General features: G+C 60.6%; 14 protein-coding genes. 8 read left to right on the plus strand and 6 right to left on the minus strand.

All coding sequences use genetic code 11. The annotated features are described in order from the left end of the window. The first annotated feature begins 162 nt into the window (after window positions 1–162). From OCU_RS39950 to OCU_RS39960, 3 genes are read left to right on the plus strand one after another with little or no spacing between them, the layout of a single operon-like run. The gene (locus OCU_RS39950; RefSeq protein ID WP_026071342.1) at window positions 163–1,110 is read left to right on the plus strand and encodes a daunorubicin resistance protein DrrA family ABC transporter ATP-binding protein; all 948 of its coding nucleotides are present in this window, start codon (window positions 163–165) and stop codon (window positions 1,108–1,110) included. Then, window positions 1,107–1,847: an ABC transporter permease gene (locus OCU_RS39955; protein WP_014380397.1), complete on the plus strand. Its 741-nt coding sequence runs from the start codon at window positions 1,107–1,109 to the stop codon at window positions 1,845–1,847. Before OCU_RS39950 ends, OCU_RS39955 begins: the two co-directional genes overlap by 4 nt. Then, entirely contained in the window at window positions 1,847–2,638 is a 792-nt protein-coding gene (locus tag OCU_RS39960) for an ABC transporter permease (protein WP_080587935.1), read from the plus strand. The genes OCU_RS39955 and OCU_RS39960 overlap by 1 nt, the downstream gene beginning before the upstream one ends. Before the next feature lie 54 nt (window positions 2,639–2,692). On the opposite strand, the gene OCU_RS39965 is transcribed toward OCU_RS39960, so the two are convergent. From OCU_RS39965 to OCU_RS39985, 5 genes are all read right to left on the minus strand, one after another. Then, window positions 2,693–3,490 carry a glycosyltransferase family 2 protein gene (locus OCU_RS39965; RefSeq protein ID WP_014380399.1) on the minus strand — a complete coding sequence of 266 codons (798 nt, stop codon included), beginning with the start codon at window positions 3,488–3,490 and terminating at the stop codon, window positions 2,693–2,695. 95 nt (window positions 3,491–3,585) lie between these two features. Further along, complete coding sequence (locus OCU_RS39970; protein WP_014380400.1) at window positions 3,586–4,317, minus strand: FkbM family methyltransferase; 732 nt, start codon at window positions 4,315–4,317, stop codon at window positions 3,586–3,588. An 85-nt stretch (window positions 4,318–4,402) separates the two neighbouring features. Beyond that, window positions 4,403–5,365, minus strand: a complete 963-nt coding sequence (locus OCU_RS39975) for a GDP-L-fucose synthase family protein (protein ID WP_026071341.1) — start codon at window positions 5,363–5,365, stop codon at window positions 4,403–4,405. 7 nt (window positions 5,366–5,372) lie between these two features. Next, window positions 5,373–6,395: a GDP-mannose 4,6-dehydratase gene (gene gmd / locus OCU_RS39980; RefSeq protein ID WP_014380402.1), complete on the minus strand. Its 1,023-nt coding sequence runs from the start codon at window positions 6,393–6,395 to the stop codon at window positions 5,373–5,375. Window positions 6,396–6,653: 258 nt separating this feature from the next. Next, window positions 6,654–7,544: a hypothetical protein gene (locus tag OCU_RS39985; protein ID WP_014380403.1), complete on the minus strand. Its 891-nt coding sequence runs from the start codon at window positions 7,542–7,544 to the stop codon at window positions 6,654–6,656. Between the two features lie 211 nt (window positions 7,545–7,755). Between OCU_RS39985 and rfbF the strand changes: the two genes are divergently transcribed. The 5 genes from rfbF to OCU_RS40010 are packed head-to-tail and all read left to right on the plus strand — an operon-like array spanning window position 7,756 to window position 12,479. Continuing rightward, window positions 7,756–8,529 carry a glucose-1-phosphate cytidylyltransferase gene (gene rfbF / locus OCU_RS39990; RefSeq protein WP_026071340.1) on the plus strand — a complete coding sequence of 258 codons (774 nt, stop codon included), beginning with the start codon at window positions 7,756–7,758 and terminating at the stop codon, window positions 8,527–8,529. Beyond that, window positions 8,517–9,605, plus strand: a complete 1,089-nt coding sequence (gene rfbG, locus OCU_RS39995) for a CDP-glucose 4,6-dehydratase (RefSeq protein WP_231119625.1) — start codon at window positions 8,517–8,519, stop codon at window positions 9,603–9,605. Before rfbF ends, rfbG begins: the two co-directional genes overlap by 13 nt. Continuing rightward, window positions 9,590–10,153, plus strand: coding sequence for a dTDP-4-dehydrorhamnose 3,5-epimerase family protein (locus OCU_RS40000; protein WP_231119624.1), 564 nt, complete (start codon window positions 9,590–9,592; stop codon window positions 10,151–10,153). The genes rfbG and OCU_RS40000 overlap by 16 nt, the downstream gene beginning before the upstream one ends. A 17-nt stretch (window positions 10,154–10,170) precedes the next feature. Further along, a complete protein-coding gene (locus OCU_RS40005) occupies window positions 10,171–11,373 on the plus strand; it encodes a class I SAM-dependent methyltransferase (RefSeq protein ID WP_014380407.1) in 1,203 nt (400 codons plus the stop codon). Next, window positions 11,370–12,479 carry a DegT/DnrJ/EryC1/StrS family aminotransferase gene (locus tag OCU_RS40010; protein WP_014380408.1) on the plus strand — a complete coding sequence of 370 codons (1,110 nt, stop codon included), beginning with the start codon at window positions 11,370–11,372 and terminating at the stop codon, window positions 12,477–12,479. Before OCU_RS40005 ends, OCU_RS40010 begins: the two co-directional genes overlap by 4 nt. A 52-nt stretch (window positions 12,480–12,531) precedes the next feature. On the opposite strand, the gene OCU_RS51700 is transcribed toward OCU_RS40010, so the two are convergent. Then, window positions 12,532–13,302: a formyltransferase family protein gene (locus tag OCU_RS51700; protein ID WP_020188582.1), complete on the minus strand. Its 771-nt coding sequence runs from the start codon at window positions 13,300–13,302 to the stop codon at window positions 12,532–12,534. Window positions 13,303–13,709 lie beyond the last annotated feature (407 nt).

Raw genomic sequence — 13,709 nt, forward strand, 5'->3', positions numbered from 1 at the left:
CGTTTCGCTGTCCCGGATAGCGAGGCGGTCGATGCCCTCCGCGCAATAGCGCGGCGAGAAAGATTGGACGCCAATGAGTTTGCTTCAAGCCCATCCCCTCCCCCACGTCGTCATCTGTCGATACCGTCAGCACGCCGTTACGCACCGTGAAATACTCCTACCGTGAGCCCACTTGCTATTGAGGTTGTAGGCCTCACAAAGACATTCGGGCGAGACACGATCGCGCTCAATGGCGTGGACTTCTCGGTTCAGGCCGGGACGGTGTGCGGGCTGCTGGGCCATAATGGCGCCGGCAAGACCACCACGATCAACATCCTGTCCACGTTGATTCGCCCCAGTTCGGGTCGCGCCAGCGTTGCCGGGTATGACCTCGCGCGCCAGCCCGCCGAGGTGCGGGCCAGCATCGGAATGGCTGGACAGTTCACCGGAATGGATCCCATGCTGACGGGCCGGGAGAACCTGGTGTTGTTTGGCCGGCTGCGCGGATTGAATCGGCGACAGGCGAAGGCGCGCGCCGACGAACTGCTTGAGCAGTTCGACCTGACTGCCGCCGCCGACCGTCGGATGTCGACCTACTCCGGCGGCATGTTTCGGCGCGTCGATTTGGCCAGTGCGTTGGTGGTGCCGCCGCAGGTGCTCTTCCTGGACGAACCGACCACCGGGCTGGACCCACGCAGCCGCCGTGACGTATGGGCCCTGGTGAGTTCGCTGACTGTGGAGGGCATCACGGTGCTGCTGACCACGCAGTACCTGGAAGAGGCCGACGTGTTGAGCGACTCGATCGTCGTCATCGACCACGGGCAGGTGATCGCCAGCGGCACCGCCGAGGAACTCAAGCGCGCAGTGGGTGCCAGCTACTGCCAGGTGACGCCAGCCAATCCCGCCGATCTCCCCCGCGTCGCCGAAGCGCTTACCGGCCTCGACGGCGTCGATATCGACACCGACTCGAGTTCGGTGTCGGTGTTCGCGCCCGACGGCGTGGCGACGTTGGTCGAAGTATTCCGTCGGGTCGACGCGCTCGGGCTCGAACTCGCGGATATCTCGCTGCGTAAGCCCTCGCTCGACGAAGCATTCCTACACCTCACCGAGCAGACCGCAATCCGGCCATGAGCGCCCTTGCCGCCCTCACCGAACGGTCGCTGATGTCAGCGGCACGCGACGGTGAGATGATCTTTGAAGTCCTTTCCCCCGCAGCGTATTTGGCGGGGTTCAGTGTGGCGCTACACGGCCTGATCGACACTGGGTCCGTCAGTTATACGCAGTACTTTCTGCCCGCGGTGGTCGCCCAGTCGATGATTTTCGTAGGGTTGATGACGGCGGATCGTGCTGCGCGTGACCGTCTGTATGGGCTCGGTGAGCGAATACGGACCCTGCCGGTCGCAGCGGCAGCCACGGTGACCGCCCGCGTAGCAGCCACTCTGATGCGGGGCACGCTCTGCCTCGTAGTGGCGATGGTGGCCGGCTATGCGTTCGGTTTCCGCTTAACCGGTGGATTGGGCAACGCGATAGCTTTCCTGATCATTGCGCTGCTGCTGTGCTTAGCCGTAACGCTCGGCGCCGACGCGCTGGGATCGCGCGCACAAACTGTCCAAGGCGCCAGTCACCTCCTCTTCGTGCCCCAACTGTTGTTGTTCATGCTGTCCACCGGGATCGCCCCCGAGAAAACCTTCCCCGGCTGGTTGCGCCCCTATGTTCGCAACCAGCCGGTGTCACAGTTCGCCGAAACATTGCGTGGCCTGGCGAGCGGGCATGTGATATTTAGCAATATGGCAGCCACTCTGGCGTGGTGTTTGGGCATGGTGCTGGTCTTTGGGACGCTTACGTTGCGGATGCAGAGGCGTGGCTAGTGACGCATCGACTCGAGACCCAGGGGTCGTTGGTGACCGAGAGTTGGGTGCAGGCCGCTCGGCTCCTTCTCAGGTGGCGGCGCGACCAAGCGGTCCTAATGGGGTCGCTGTTGCTCCCAGTCTTCCTCTTGTTCTGCTACCAAATCGTGCTAGGCGAGCAGGTGCACAAAGTCACCGGCGTCGACAGCGTTTACGGCGTGGTCCCCATGTGCGCGGTGATATCCGCTTTGTTCGGCTCGCTTGGCAATTCCGTCGGCATCACCATGGACCGCGAGTCGCGGCTGATCAGCCGGATGTGGATTCTGCCGATACATCGGGCGAGCGCGCTCATCGGGTGGTTAACCGCCGAGGTCGTGCGGGCATTTATCGGCACGATCCTCATTACCGTGATCGGGCTCGGGTTAGGGCTCCGCTTTAATCAGGGCTGGCTTGCGGCATTGCTTTTTGTTCTGATCCCGTCGGTCGTGGTGAGCGGGTTCACTGCGTTGGTGATGGCACTGGCTGTCCGCAACAACGGTCGGACCGCAATGACGTGGTTGTTGGGACTCACATTCACCATGGCGTTCGTCAACCCGGGCGCGACTCCAATCAGCACATTCCCGGGCTGGGTCCGTCCTTTGATCCGCATGCAACCAATCTCGCCACCCATTGAGACGATGCGAGCATTGGCTTACGGGGGGCCGCTCGCGTTGCCGTTCGCGATAACCGTTGCCTGGGCAGTCGTGCTGCTCGCGGTGTTCATTCCGGTAGCCGTGCGCGGCTATCGGCTGGCCGCCGAAGCCAGCGCTTAGACGTCCGCGACACACGATCGCGGCCCGACGAACGGGCATGGCAACGAACCTGCGCTACTGCTGTGCCCGCGCCTTCGATGCGGCTCTGGACCTGATCATCAAGGCGCGCAACGCCAGTCGCCGGTTCTCTTTTTTCCGGAAGAACACCAGCATCCGGCCGCACGTCTCCCAGGCGGCCACCCAAAAATACATCGGCAGCCTCTTTCTGAATTCTTTATCGGTGCTCTGCCTCATACTGAGCCCGGTCATGTCGTTGTATTCCGCGATGACGATGTCCATGTATCGGGTCACCAGCGCCGGGTTGGAGAAGCAGCGGATGTTGAAATCCCAATCAGCCCAAACCGGATAGCGCAAGCTGTAGGGACCGATGCCGTCAAAGAGCTTGCGGCGGTAGAAGATTGACTGGTGGCACAGGTTCGTCTCAAACAGCAGACGATCGAGATCGAAGGCGCCGGCGTGTCGGGCTCCGGTTGAGCGCATGACGACATCGCCATAGACCAGGTCGCTGGGCTCATGCCCGCGAATGAAGGCGGCCACAAGCTCCAGAGTGGCCGACTCCAGCAGGGTGTCATCGGATCCCAGGAAGAGCACCCATTCCCCGGTGGCCATTCCGACGCCACGATTCATGGCGTCGTAGGGGCCTTGGTCTGGGCCGCTGTGGATGACCAGGCGTTCACCAAGGTCAGCGCCAAAACCATTCGCGATGTCGAGGGTTCCATCTGTCGAAGCGCCGTCTACGAGTACCAGTTCGTAGTCGGTGTACGTCTGGCGGGCAATGCTTTCGATGCACGCCTGTAGAGTCGCGGCCGAGTTGAACGTGGGGACGATGATCGAAAACGTTGGTGCACTCATGACGCTACTTCACGGCTTTCGAATTGGCTGTCGGTCGGAGCCATAGGCACTTTATCTGGATTCGATTCAGGCGACAGAACAAATGCATTGTCAAGTCAATCCTTCTCACGCAAGAATACACCGTCTGCCTGCAGCATCCGGCCGTCCCGCGGGTCGATAAAACAGGGTAGTAATCCGGTTAGCGTGAAACCCATGGAATAGGCCCACTCGAGCGCTTCCGGGATAAGCATGCTCCCTTCATACAAGGGCAGAAAAGAAAGTTCGAGTTGCATGCCCACACAACTGTTGGCGAGCGTCGTTTCACTACCGGCGAGCACTTGCTTCTCGAAACCTTGGACGTCGATCTTCAGGAAAGTCACATCGGTTGGCCGCAAAATTTCTGACGCCACAGAGTCAAGCCGATACACGGCGACGTCTTCGACGCCAACGTAATTCGCTGGCGGAAAGGCATCTTGATGGCTTTTCAGCATCGGCAACACGGAACTACTCTGAGCAGCATTGCCTGCGATATTCACCGACACTGTGCCGTCGGCGTCCCCCAGCGCGTGCCTCCGGCAATCCCAAAGTGGATCCTTTGACGCCCTTCTTTCCAACGTCGCAAAAGGCTGCGAGAGGGGTTCGAACGAGATCATGCGACCCTGGTAGCCCGCTTTGCGGAGGCCGGCAGCGTATTGCCCCGTGTTTGAGCCTATGTCGAAAACTACATTCACATTAAGCGATTCGAGTTGTTTGACGAACTTGCGTTTCCAATTGCGTTCGGAGAAGTAGCGCAACAATTCGGAAGGCGCGGCACGCGCGATCAAACGAACCTGATCCAGCAATTGCATCGCATAACACTAACATGCGAATGGCCGAGGAGAATGCCCCTTCGGGGAACCGACGTCCAGATATGCGTCTCGTACGCGCTCTGCTCTATTGCCGGGCCGCAGCTGCGTTCGCACGGTACCACGCCACCGTTGCCTCAATGCCGTCGCGCAGGGAGATTTTGGGCTGCCATCCCAGGCCTCGTAACGCTGAGACGTCCAGCAGCTTGCGCGGCGTTCCGTCCGGTTTCGTTTGGTCCCAGCGCGTTTCGCCCGCATAGCCAACCGCGGCGGCAACCATCTCGGCAATCTCGCTGATGCTGTGATCGACACCGGTACCCACGTTGACGTGATCTGGGCCGTCAAAATGTTCGAGAAGGTACAGGCACGCGTTGGCTAAGTCATCGACATGCAACAACTCTCGCTGTGGGGTGCCGGTGCCCCAGTTCGTCACGCTTGGGGCTCCGCTTGCCTTCGCCTCCTCGTATCTGCGGATGAGCGCCGGCAGCAGGTGCGAACCCGAAGGAGAAAAATTGTCGTCGGGTCCATAGAGATTGGTTGGCATCGCCGAAATCCACGACAAGCCATATTGACGCCGAACCGCTTGCACCTGAAGGATTCCCGCGATCTTTGCAATCGCATAGGCGTCGTTTGTCGGCTCCAGGGGGCCGGTGAGCAGCGCGCTCTCCTGGATCGGCTGAGGAGCGAATTTCGGGTAGATGCAGGAGGAGCCGAGGAACAGCAACCGTGGCACCCTCGCCGCCACCGCGGCGTCGAGCAGGTTGACCTGGATCTGCAGGTTTTCGGACAGGAAATCGGCGGGATAGGTGTCATTGGCCATGATGCCACCGACCCTGGCCGCGGCATCGATGACGATCTGCGGCCTTGACTCGAGAACGAAGTCAAACGTTGCGGCCCGGTCCATCAAGTCGAGCTCACTGTGCGACCGCACAAGAAGATTCGTGAACCCTTCGGACTGAAATCTGCGGACCAAGGCGGAGCCGACCAAGCCGCGGTGCCCTGCGATGTATACCGGCGAAGTGCGGTCAAGGACGCCCGGTGCAGAGTTCATACTCGGGTCATTTCCAGCCGGCGAGGACCGGCTTGTCGATCCATGGCTTTCCGTCGCATTCCAAAGCGGCGATGTCCGCCTCGACCATGATCCGCGCCAATTCGCCACTGTGCACGGAAGCCTTCCATCCGAGCGACTGGGCGGCTTTGGTGGCATCGCCGATCAGTGAATCGACTTCGGTGGGACGCAGATAGCGGTCGTCAAATTTCACATACTTTTGCCAGTCGAGGCCGGCATGTTCGAATGCGGTCTGGGCAAACTCGCGCACGCTGTAACCACGACCTGTCGCCAGGACGAAGTCATCGGGCTCAGGAGCCTGCAGCATCCGCCACATACCCTCGACATATTCTGGCGCGTACCCCCAGTCACGAACGGCATCGAGGTTGCCTAGATAGACATCTGACTGGTCGCCGGCTTTGATGCGCGCAACTGCTCGCGTGATCTTTCGGGTCACGAATGTTTCGCCGCGCCTGGGCGATTCGTGATTGAACAAGATGCCGTTCACCGCGAACAAACCGTACGCTTCTCGGTAGTTGCGTGTCGCCCAGTAAGAGAAGACTTTTGCCGCGCCGTATGGTGAGCGCGGATAAAATGGTGTCTGCTCGTTCTGCGGTGGTGGCGACGCACCGAACATCTCCGACGAGGATGCCTGGTAAAAGCGGCAGTCGATTCGAGAGAGGCGAACGGCCTCGAGCAGTCGGATCGATCCCATGCCCGTGGTATCGCCGGTGTGCACCGGTTCGTCAAAGCTGACACGCACGTGCGACTGCGCAGCAAGGTTGTAAACCTCGTCGGGATCGATGGTGCTGAGCAAAGTGACCAATCGGGTGCCGTCGGTGAGGTCGCCGTAGTGCAAGAGCAGTCGCGCACCCGATTCATGTGGATCGATGTAGAGATGATCGATCCGGGAGGTATTGAACGTCGAAGCTCGACGGATGAGCCCGTGGACCTCGTATCCCTTACCTAGCAGCAGCTCGGCAAGATACGAGCCGTCCTGTCCGGTGATTCCGGTTATGAGCGCTCGCTTCATAAGATCCTTACTTCTGTCGATGCATGCTCGTCACCCAAACGTCTGGCATCCCATCATCGAAGTCGTCCCTGCTACGTCAAGAGGTCATGGTACGAGCCCGAGCTTGAATGCACGATTCTCTTAGGTGGGTCACGTCCCTGCCCGCGTTGCTTAGGCTCCCTTCACGCTTCTGTTCCAGGCTGTTTACCGGTCGCGCAGGTAAAACCTTCTGGGTCGTAATCGCCCAGCACAGTCACACGGCGAGGGGTCGATCAACACTCAGAGCTCCTCTTCGGCGCCCGTCCGGGTATTGACCACGGGCAATCCTTTCAGGGAAGCCAGCCGCCGCTCGCCGCGCAGATAGGTCAGCCGGCCCTTGCTGTCCCTGGACTCGGCGAACTTGGACGTCACGTAGCCCTCCGCAGCGGTCAGCACCTTCAGTCCGTGCTGCAGGTCGGAGCGAACAAAATAAGCGTTGTTCCCTGCACTGTTGCTACCGACGAAGTCATATCCCTTGGAAGTAGCGAGGTCGCACATAGCCGGCAGAGAGGCGCCGAAGTACAGATTGTTGATGCGTTCTCTACTGAAATTCGGGTCGTAGGGGATCGTGATCGCGCGTTCGGCGCCGAACACGCTGTTGTACTCCATGATCGCGATCGCGGGTCGTACGGCAGTGAGGCCACGCCAGATCCAGTAGTCGTTGCCGTCAATGTCGATATGAAGAAGTCCGATCTCGCCTTCGAACCCATGATCCAGCATCAACTGGTTGATATTTTCTACCGTCACGAAGGCGCATGCGCTCTGGAGATCATGGCGCCACGAAATCTCGTCGCGCTTGATGACGGCGACGTTTCGATCGGAGCTATCCATCACCAGTCCGCGCCAGTTGTCGTTCAGCAGCAGGAACCGGGTGTTGGACTCTCGGTAGTCCCCGACGCCGAATTCTACGAAGGTCTCGCTCAATCCCGAAAGCCGATGGATGAGCCACTGAATGATGCCGTCGTCGCCGAATTGACTGAACACCGAGAATTCCACGTCGGCTAGGCCGTTGACGACTTCCCGTTCGCGCACCTGCCACGCGAGCCCGCGGCCAACCAGAGTGCGCTGCCTAGCTTCGCCCGCCGTCAGGGCTTGCGCGAGGAGGGCCAGCGGATTGAGATTGAGTTCCACGTGAGTCCTATTCCCGCTGCCCACACCCGTCGCGGGCCGATCCGCGATCTCTCGGTCAGCAACTTTATTCTTAGCAAAGCGTCGGCCCAAGGGGGCGCGCCGCGCCCGCACACTGGATCTAGGTAGTCAGTCAGATGTCTCGTGGCACAGTGGGCCTGGTGCGGCGCGTTAGATCCGGAAGTAGCCGACGGAGCTGTCGAAAGGGATGCCGATGAAAGCCGTATTGTTGGCCGGCGGGTTTGGTACTCGCCTGAGCGAAGAAACCACGATCCGCCCCAAACCCATGGTGGAGATCGGCGGACGGCCAATCCTATGGCACATCATGAAGCTCTACTCCCACCACGGTATCCACGATTTTATTGTGTGTTGCGGTTACAAGGGGTATGTGATCAAGGAATATTTCGCCAATTATTTCCTCCACATGTCGGACGTCACTTTTGATATGTCCGCCAACAAGATGGAAGTCCACCGGCACCATGCGGAGCCCTGGCGAGTGACGCTGGTGGATACGGGTGAGAACACCCTTACGGGCGGGCGCCTCAAGCGAGTGGAAGCCTACATCCGGGATGACGAAGCGTTTTGCTTTACCTATGGTGACGGGCTGAGCGACGTGAACATCGGCGCGAGCGTCGAATTCCACCGCCAACACGGCCGCCGCGCCACGGTTACCGCGGTGCTCCCGCCGGGACGTTATGGGGCCCTGGAGTGCGCCGGTGAACAAGTAACGGGCTTTGTCGAGAAGCCGCGAGGTGATGGCGGCCTCATCAATGGCGGATTTTTCGTCCTGTCGCCCTCGGTACTCGATTACATTGAGGGCGACCAGACCTCGTGGGAAGGCCCACCCTTGACCCGTCTCGCTGCCGATGGCGAAATGATGGCCTTCGAGCATTCCGGCTTCTGGCAGCCCATGGACACGCTGCGGGACAAGAACATGCTCGAAGAACTCTGGAGTAGCGGCGAAGCGCCGTGGAAATGCTGGAATTGAACGCTTTCGGATCGGCGTATCGCGGGCGCCGCGTGTTGGTTACCGGTCATACCGGCTTCAAAGGCAGCTGGTTGTGTCTGTGGCTGCAATCCCTGGGCGCCGAAGTCACTGGCATCGCACTAGATCCGACGTCCGAGCCGAGCCATTGGAACCTACTGCAACTAGCGATCCAGGATCACCGCATCGACGTCCGCGACGAAGCGGAAGTCCGTCGGGTATTCGACACTGCAAAACCCGAGATCGTATTCCATTTGGCAGCACAGCCCTTGGTCCGTCGCTCCTACCGCGAGCCGATCGCCACCTGGGCCACCAATGTGATGGGCACTGCGCACGTGCTCGAGGCCGCCCGCCGCACACCGGACGTGCGTGCCATCGTCGTCGTCACGACCGACAAGTGTTACGAAAACCGCGAATGGCCCTGGGCGTACCGTGAACGAGACCGCCTGGGAGGTCACGATCCCTACAGCGCGTCCAAAGCCGGCGCCGAGTTGGTGGCTGCGAGCTATCGGACCGCGTTTCTGCAACAGCCGTCGGCACCGCTGCTCGCAACGGCCCGCGGCGGCAATGTGATTGGCGGTGGCGACTGGTCCGAGGACCGACTGATTCCAGACCTGGTGCGTTCGGTTGCCGCCCGCGAGCCCCTCGTCATTCGCTCGCCGCACGCGACGCGACCGTGGCAGCACGTATTAGATTGCCTCAGTGGTTATCTGGTGCTGGGTCAGCGACTCGTGGCGGGCGACACTGCCTGCGCCGACGCGTGGAACTTTGGGCCGGACGGCGAAGGAAACCGGACCGTCGACCAGGTACTCCACGAACTTGCGCACACCTGGCCGCAGCTGCGCTGGCAAGTGACATCTGATCCCCAGCCGCACGAGGCAGGCCTACTGCAACTCGACAGCTCCAAGGCGCGGATACAGTTGGGGTGGCGTCCCGTGTGGAAGCTGGACCAGGCAATCCATCACACAGCCATCTGGTATCGCCTTCTGATGGAATCGGGTGCACTGCCGAGCGCCGAGGAACTGGAGACCTACGTCGCCGATGCGGCCAGCGCGGGATTAGGTTGGGCGACAACATGAAAATCCTTGACACGCCGCTGGCCGGCGTCAAGATTGCGCAATCGGTACCGCACCGGGATGCCCGCGGCGCCTTCACCCGCCTCTTCTGTGCCGAGGAACTGCAGCCCGTGCTGGGCCAGCGCCAGATCGTGCAGATCAATCACTCCCGTACCAGCAGCGTCGGCGCCGTGCGCGGCATGCATTTCCAACACCCGCCGCACGCGGAGATGAAGATGATCCGGTGCCTTCGCGGTCGGGTCGTGGACGTCGCGGTCGACCTGCGCGCCGGATCCGCGACCTTCTTGCAGTGGCACGCCGTGGAACTGACCCAGGATGACGCGCAAATGCTAGTCATTCCTGAGGGTTTCGCCCACGGCTTCCAGGTGTTGGAGCCCCACAGCGAGTTGCTCTACCTGCACACCGCGTTCTATAACCCGGCCTCCGAGGGCGGTCTACGGCACGACGATCCGCGGCTCGCCATCACGTGGCCATTGCCGCCACAAGACCTTTCGCCCCGTGACCTTTCCCATCCGCTATTGAGTGCCGATTTCACCGGAGTCGCCTTATGAAATGCCGACACTGCGACATGGCGTTGGAACACAGCTTTGTGGACCTGGGCTTTGCACCGCCCTCCAACGCCTATGTCTACGCCGAGCAGCTGTCCGATCCCGAGGTGCACTACCCGCTGCGCGTGAGGGTGTGTCACCGGTGCTGGTTGGTGCAGACCGAGGACTACGCCCAGGCTGAGGAATTGTTCAGGGCCGACTACGCCTACTTCTCCAGCACTTCGAGCAGTTGGCTCGATCACGCCGCCGACTACGCGCGCATGATCACCGACCGGTTGCAGCTTGGGCCCGAGAGTTTCGTCATCGAGGTCGCCTCTAACGACGGCTATCTTCTGAAAAACTTTGTGGCAGCGGGGATTCCCTGCCTGGGAATCGAGCCGACGGCAAGCACGGCCGCGGCAGCCGAGGCGCTGGGCATCCCAGTCATGCGGGAATTCTTCGGTGAAGCCCTAGGCCGCCGGCTGGCAGATGAAGGACGGTCGGCGGATCTGATCGCCGGCAATAATGTTTACGCACACGTGCCCGATATCAACGACTTCACCCGGGGATTGGCTGCAGCGCTTAAACCGGAAGGCACTGTCACACTGGAATTTCCGCACCTTGTCCCATTGATCGAGCAGACCCAGTTCGACACGATCTACCACGAGCATTTCTCCTACCTGTCACTCACCGCGGTGGCCAGCATCTTCGCCGAAGCCGGCCTGCGCGTGTGGGATGTCGAGGAGCTGCCAACTCACGGCAGTAGCCTACGGGTATATGGCTGCCACACCGACGCAGCGATCGTCACAACGGAGCGCGTCGCGGCGCTGCTCGCGCGCGAGGCCGAGTTCGGGGTGACTCGGCTGGAGACCTACACCGAATTCCAGAAGCGAACCGACCGGGTGAAGGACGATCTGGTGGCCTTTCTGATCGAACAGAAGCGTGCCGGCCGACGAGTGGCCGCCTACGGAGCGGCCGCCAAAGGCAACACCTTGCTGAACTACGCCGGTATCAGGCCCGACCTGTTGCCCTACGTCTGTGACGCCGCACCATCCAAGCAAGGGAAATTCCTGCCGGGAAGCCACATTCCAATCCGCGCGCCGCAGGCGCTGCGGGAAAATTCGCCAGACTACGTGGTGATCCTCCCCAGGAACATCGCTCAAGAAGTGCGGACGCAACTGAAAGATCTTGCCGAGGCAGGTGCGATTTTCGTGACGGCGGTTCCTGAATTGAGCTTCCTGTGAAGCCCCGTATCGCGTACACCAAGCCGTCGATCACCGACCTCGAGGTGGGCTACGCCACCGATGCCGCCGCGAACGGCTGGGGTGAGCAGTGTTATGCGTACATCGGGAGGTTCGAGAACTCGTATAAGGAGCACCTCGGCATCAAGCACGCGATCGCCACGTCGAGTTGCACGGGCGCACTGCACATGGGCATGGCTGCGCTCGGAATCGGGCCCGGCGACGAGGTCATCATGGCCGACACCAACTGGATCGCCTCGGCGGCGCCGATCGTCCACCTGGGGGCCAAGCCCGTCTTCGTTGACATCCTGCCCGAGAGTTGGTGCGTCGACCCGGAATTGGCCGAAGCCGCCATCACGCCCCGCACCAAAGCCATTCTCGCGGTGCATTTGTACGGAAACCTCTGCGAGATGGATCGCCTCTTGGCTATCGGAGAGAAGCACGGTATCCCGGTCATCGAGGATGCCGCCGAAGCCATCGGTTCGATCTACTACGGCAAGCGCGCCGGTTCGATGGGCTGCTTTGGAACCTTTTCGTTTCATGGCACCAAGACGGTCACCACCGGTGAGGGCGGCATGTTCGTCACCAACGACGACGATCTGTATGAGAAAGTGCTCACCTTGAGCAACCACGGACGCGCACGCAGCCAGACCAAGCAGTTCTGGCCAGACGTAGTGGGCTTCAAGTACAAAATGTCCAATATCCAGGCGGCGATCGGATGCGCACAAATGGAACGCATCGAAGCCTTGACGTCGCGGAAACGAGAAATCTTCCACGCTTACATCGATGGGCTGGCCGGCGTCGAAGGCATATCGATGAACCCCGAGCCGGCGGGGACGCAAAACGGATTCTGGATGCCGACCGTCGTTTTCGATGAAGCGACGGGCATCACCGCAGCGGATCTGACCGCGGCTTTTGCCGCGGAGAACATTGATGCCCGGGTTTTCTTCCATCCGTTGTCGGTGATCCCACCTTTCGCAGGATCGTTGGGAGGGAAGTGGTCCGGCGATATCCCCAACCGCGCCATCAACATTCCCAGTTTCCATGACATCACCGACGCGGAGCAGCGCCGAGTTGTCCAGGTAATTAGGGCGATTCGTGGTGCATGAGAGTGCGTCCGGGCGATCGGAATCGATAACCCGAGGGTGACGTCGATTAGGTCTACGTAACCTTGTCGATGGTGACCCTGGCCTCGTAAACATCCTCGCCGTCGGTAAAGCGGCACGCAGGATACGGAGGAAAGGTCCGGGCACGCAGGCGGTTCAGCACCTCTCTGGCCGTAGTCGGCGCATCGAGGTCGATGACGCTGGCCGGCTCGAGCTGCTTGCGATAGTGCAGACTGCCGACGTCTGACTGCGGAATCCGTGGGATTTCGCCGTGCACGATCGTCGGGAGGGCTTCTGCAAAAAGCTCCACCATTTCGGTGAGGGCCTTGTGGTAGAGCGTTCCTCCCGTGTCCGACCAGGACACCGGTATTTCCTTCTGGAAGGCGATTTCGCCAGCATCGATCGCGGCATTCACGTGGTGAAGTGTCACGCCAAAGGGGACGCTTTCGACAATTGCCCAAAAATTGGGATCTTTTCCCCGACAATACGGAAGCAGGCTTGGGTGAGTGTTGAGAATGACTGGCGCCGCATCCAGGATCCCTCCTTTGAGCAAATACGGCCACCAAGCCAGAATGATGACGTCGAGCTGCTTAGAGAGAAGCCAGTTCGCTCTCTCCGATTCACCCTGTTCCTGCCAGAGTTTCGCTTCACATCCCTCGGGGATGTCGAACTCATCGGGGATCGCTTCGTTGTCGGTTATCAGCGCAATGACACTTTCCGGCGCATAAGCGAGCAATTTCTCGAGACAGGAATAGCCGGCCTTCCCATTCGCAAAAATGCCGATGCGCTTCGTTGCCCTGTCACTGAAACGGTCGCTGTTCTCCATCTTCGTTGCCGGTCAGACCGTCTTCTTCGCAACCCGGTGCGGAGCGTCCAGGACGTGCTTCACGTCGTCCTCCGTCATCTCGTGTTTGCTCGGCAAGTTGGTCGGGCCGTCCGGAGATCGTAGCTAACTTCATTCGCGGGAAGGGACTCGCACGCCGGCATCGAGCCGGCGGGCAAGAAGGACAACCGCGCATCGATCTTCTCAGCGCTGAGGGTTTCCTGCAATCGATCACGCATCGCCAAGGCTGCGTGGCCCCGACCGGCTCGCATCTTGTACTTCGGGCCAATCGTCGGGCCGGCATGGCTTCCCGGCGCAAATTCCGGGTGCGGACACTGCCGGCTCGAATCGACGCCGTCTCGGGCAGGAAGACCCTGAAAATCGACACAAGTATCATCCTCACCGGTGGG

The sequence above is a fragment of the Mycobacterium intracellulare ATCC 13950 genome (genome assembly GCF_000277125.1).
Lineage (GTDB): Bacteria > Actinomycetota > Actinomycetes > Mycobacteriales > Mycobacteriaceae > Mycobacterium > Mycobacterium intracellulare.

What these genes read in the sequence shown, in the direction of transcription:
- OCU_RS39955 (WP_014380397.1), top strand. Translation starts at nt 1,107, where the DNA reads ATGAGCGCCCTTGCCGCCCTCACCGAACGGTCGCTGATGTCAGCGGCA.
- OCU_RS39965 (WP_014380399.1), bottom strand. Translation starts at nt 3,490, where the DNA reads ATGAGTGCACCAACGTTTTCGATCATCGTCCCCACGTTCAACTCGGCC.
- OCU_RS39970 (WP_014380400.1), bottom strand. Translation starts at nt 4,317, where the DNA reads ATGCAATTGCTGGATCAGGTTCGTTTGATCGCGCGTGCCGCGCCTTCC.
- OCU_RS39975 (WP_026071341.1), bottom strand. Translation starts at nt 5,365, where the DNA reads ATGAACTCTGCACCGGGCGTCCTTGACCGCACTTCGCCGGTATACATC.
- gmd (WP_014380402.1), bottom strand. Translation starts at nt 6,395, where the DNA reads ATGAAGCGAGCGCTCATAACCGGAATCACCGGACAGGACGGCTCGTAT.
- rfbF (WP_026071340.1), top strand. Translation starts at nt 7,756, where the DNA reads ATGAAAGCCGTATTGTTGGCCGGCGGGTTTGGTACTCGCCTGAGCGAA.
- rfbG (WP_231119625.1), top strand. Translation starts at nt 8,517, where the DNA reads ATGCTGGAATTGAACGCTTTCGGATCGGCGTATCGCGGGCGCCGCGTG.
- OCU_RS40005 (WP_014380407.1), top strand. Translation starts at nt 10,171, where the DNA reads ATGGCGTTGGAACACAGCTTTGTGGACCTGGGCTTTGCACCGCCCTCC.
- OCU_RS51700 (WP_020188582.1), bottom strand. Translation starts at nt 13,302, where the DNA reads ATGGAGAACAGCGACCGTTTCAGTGACAGGGCAACGAAGCGCATCGGC.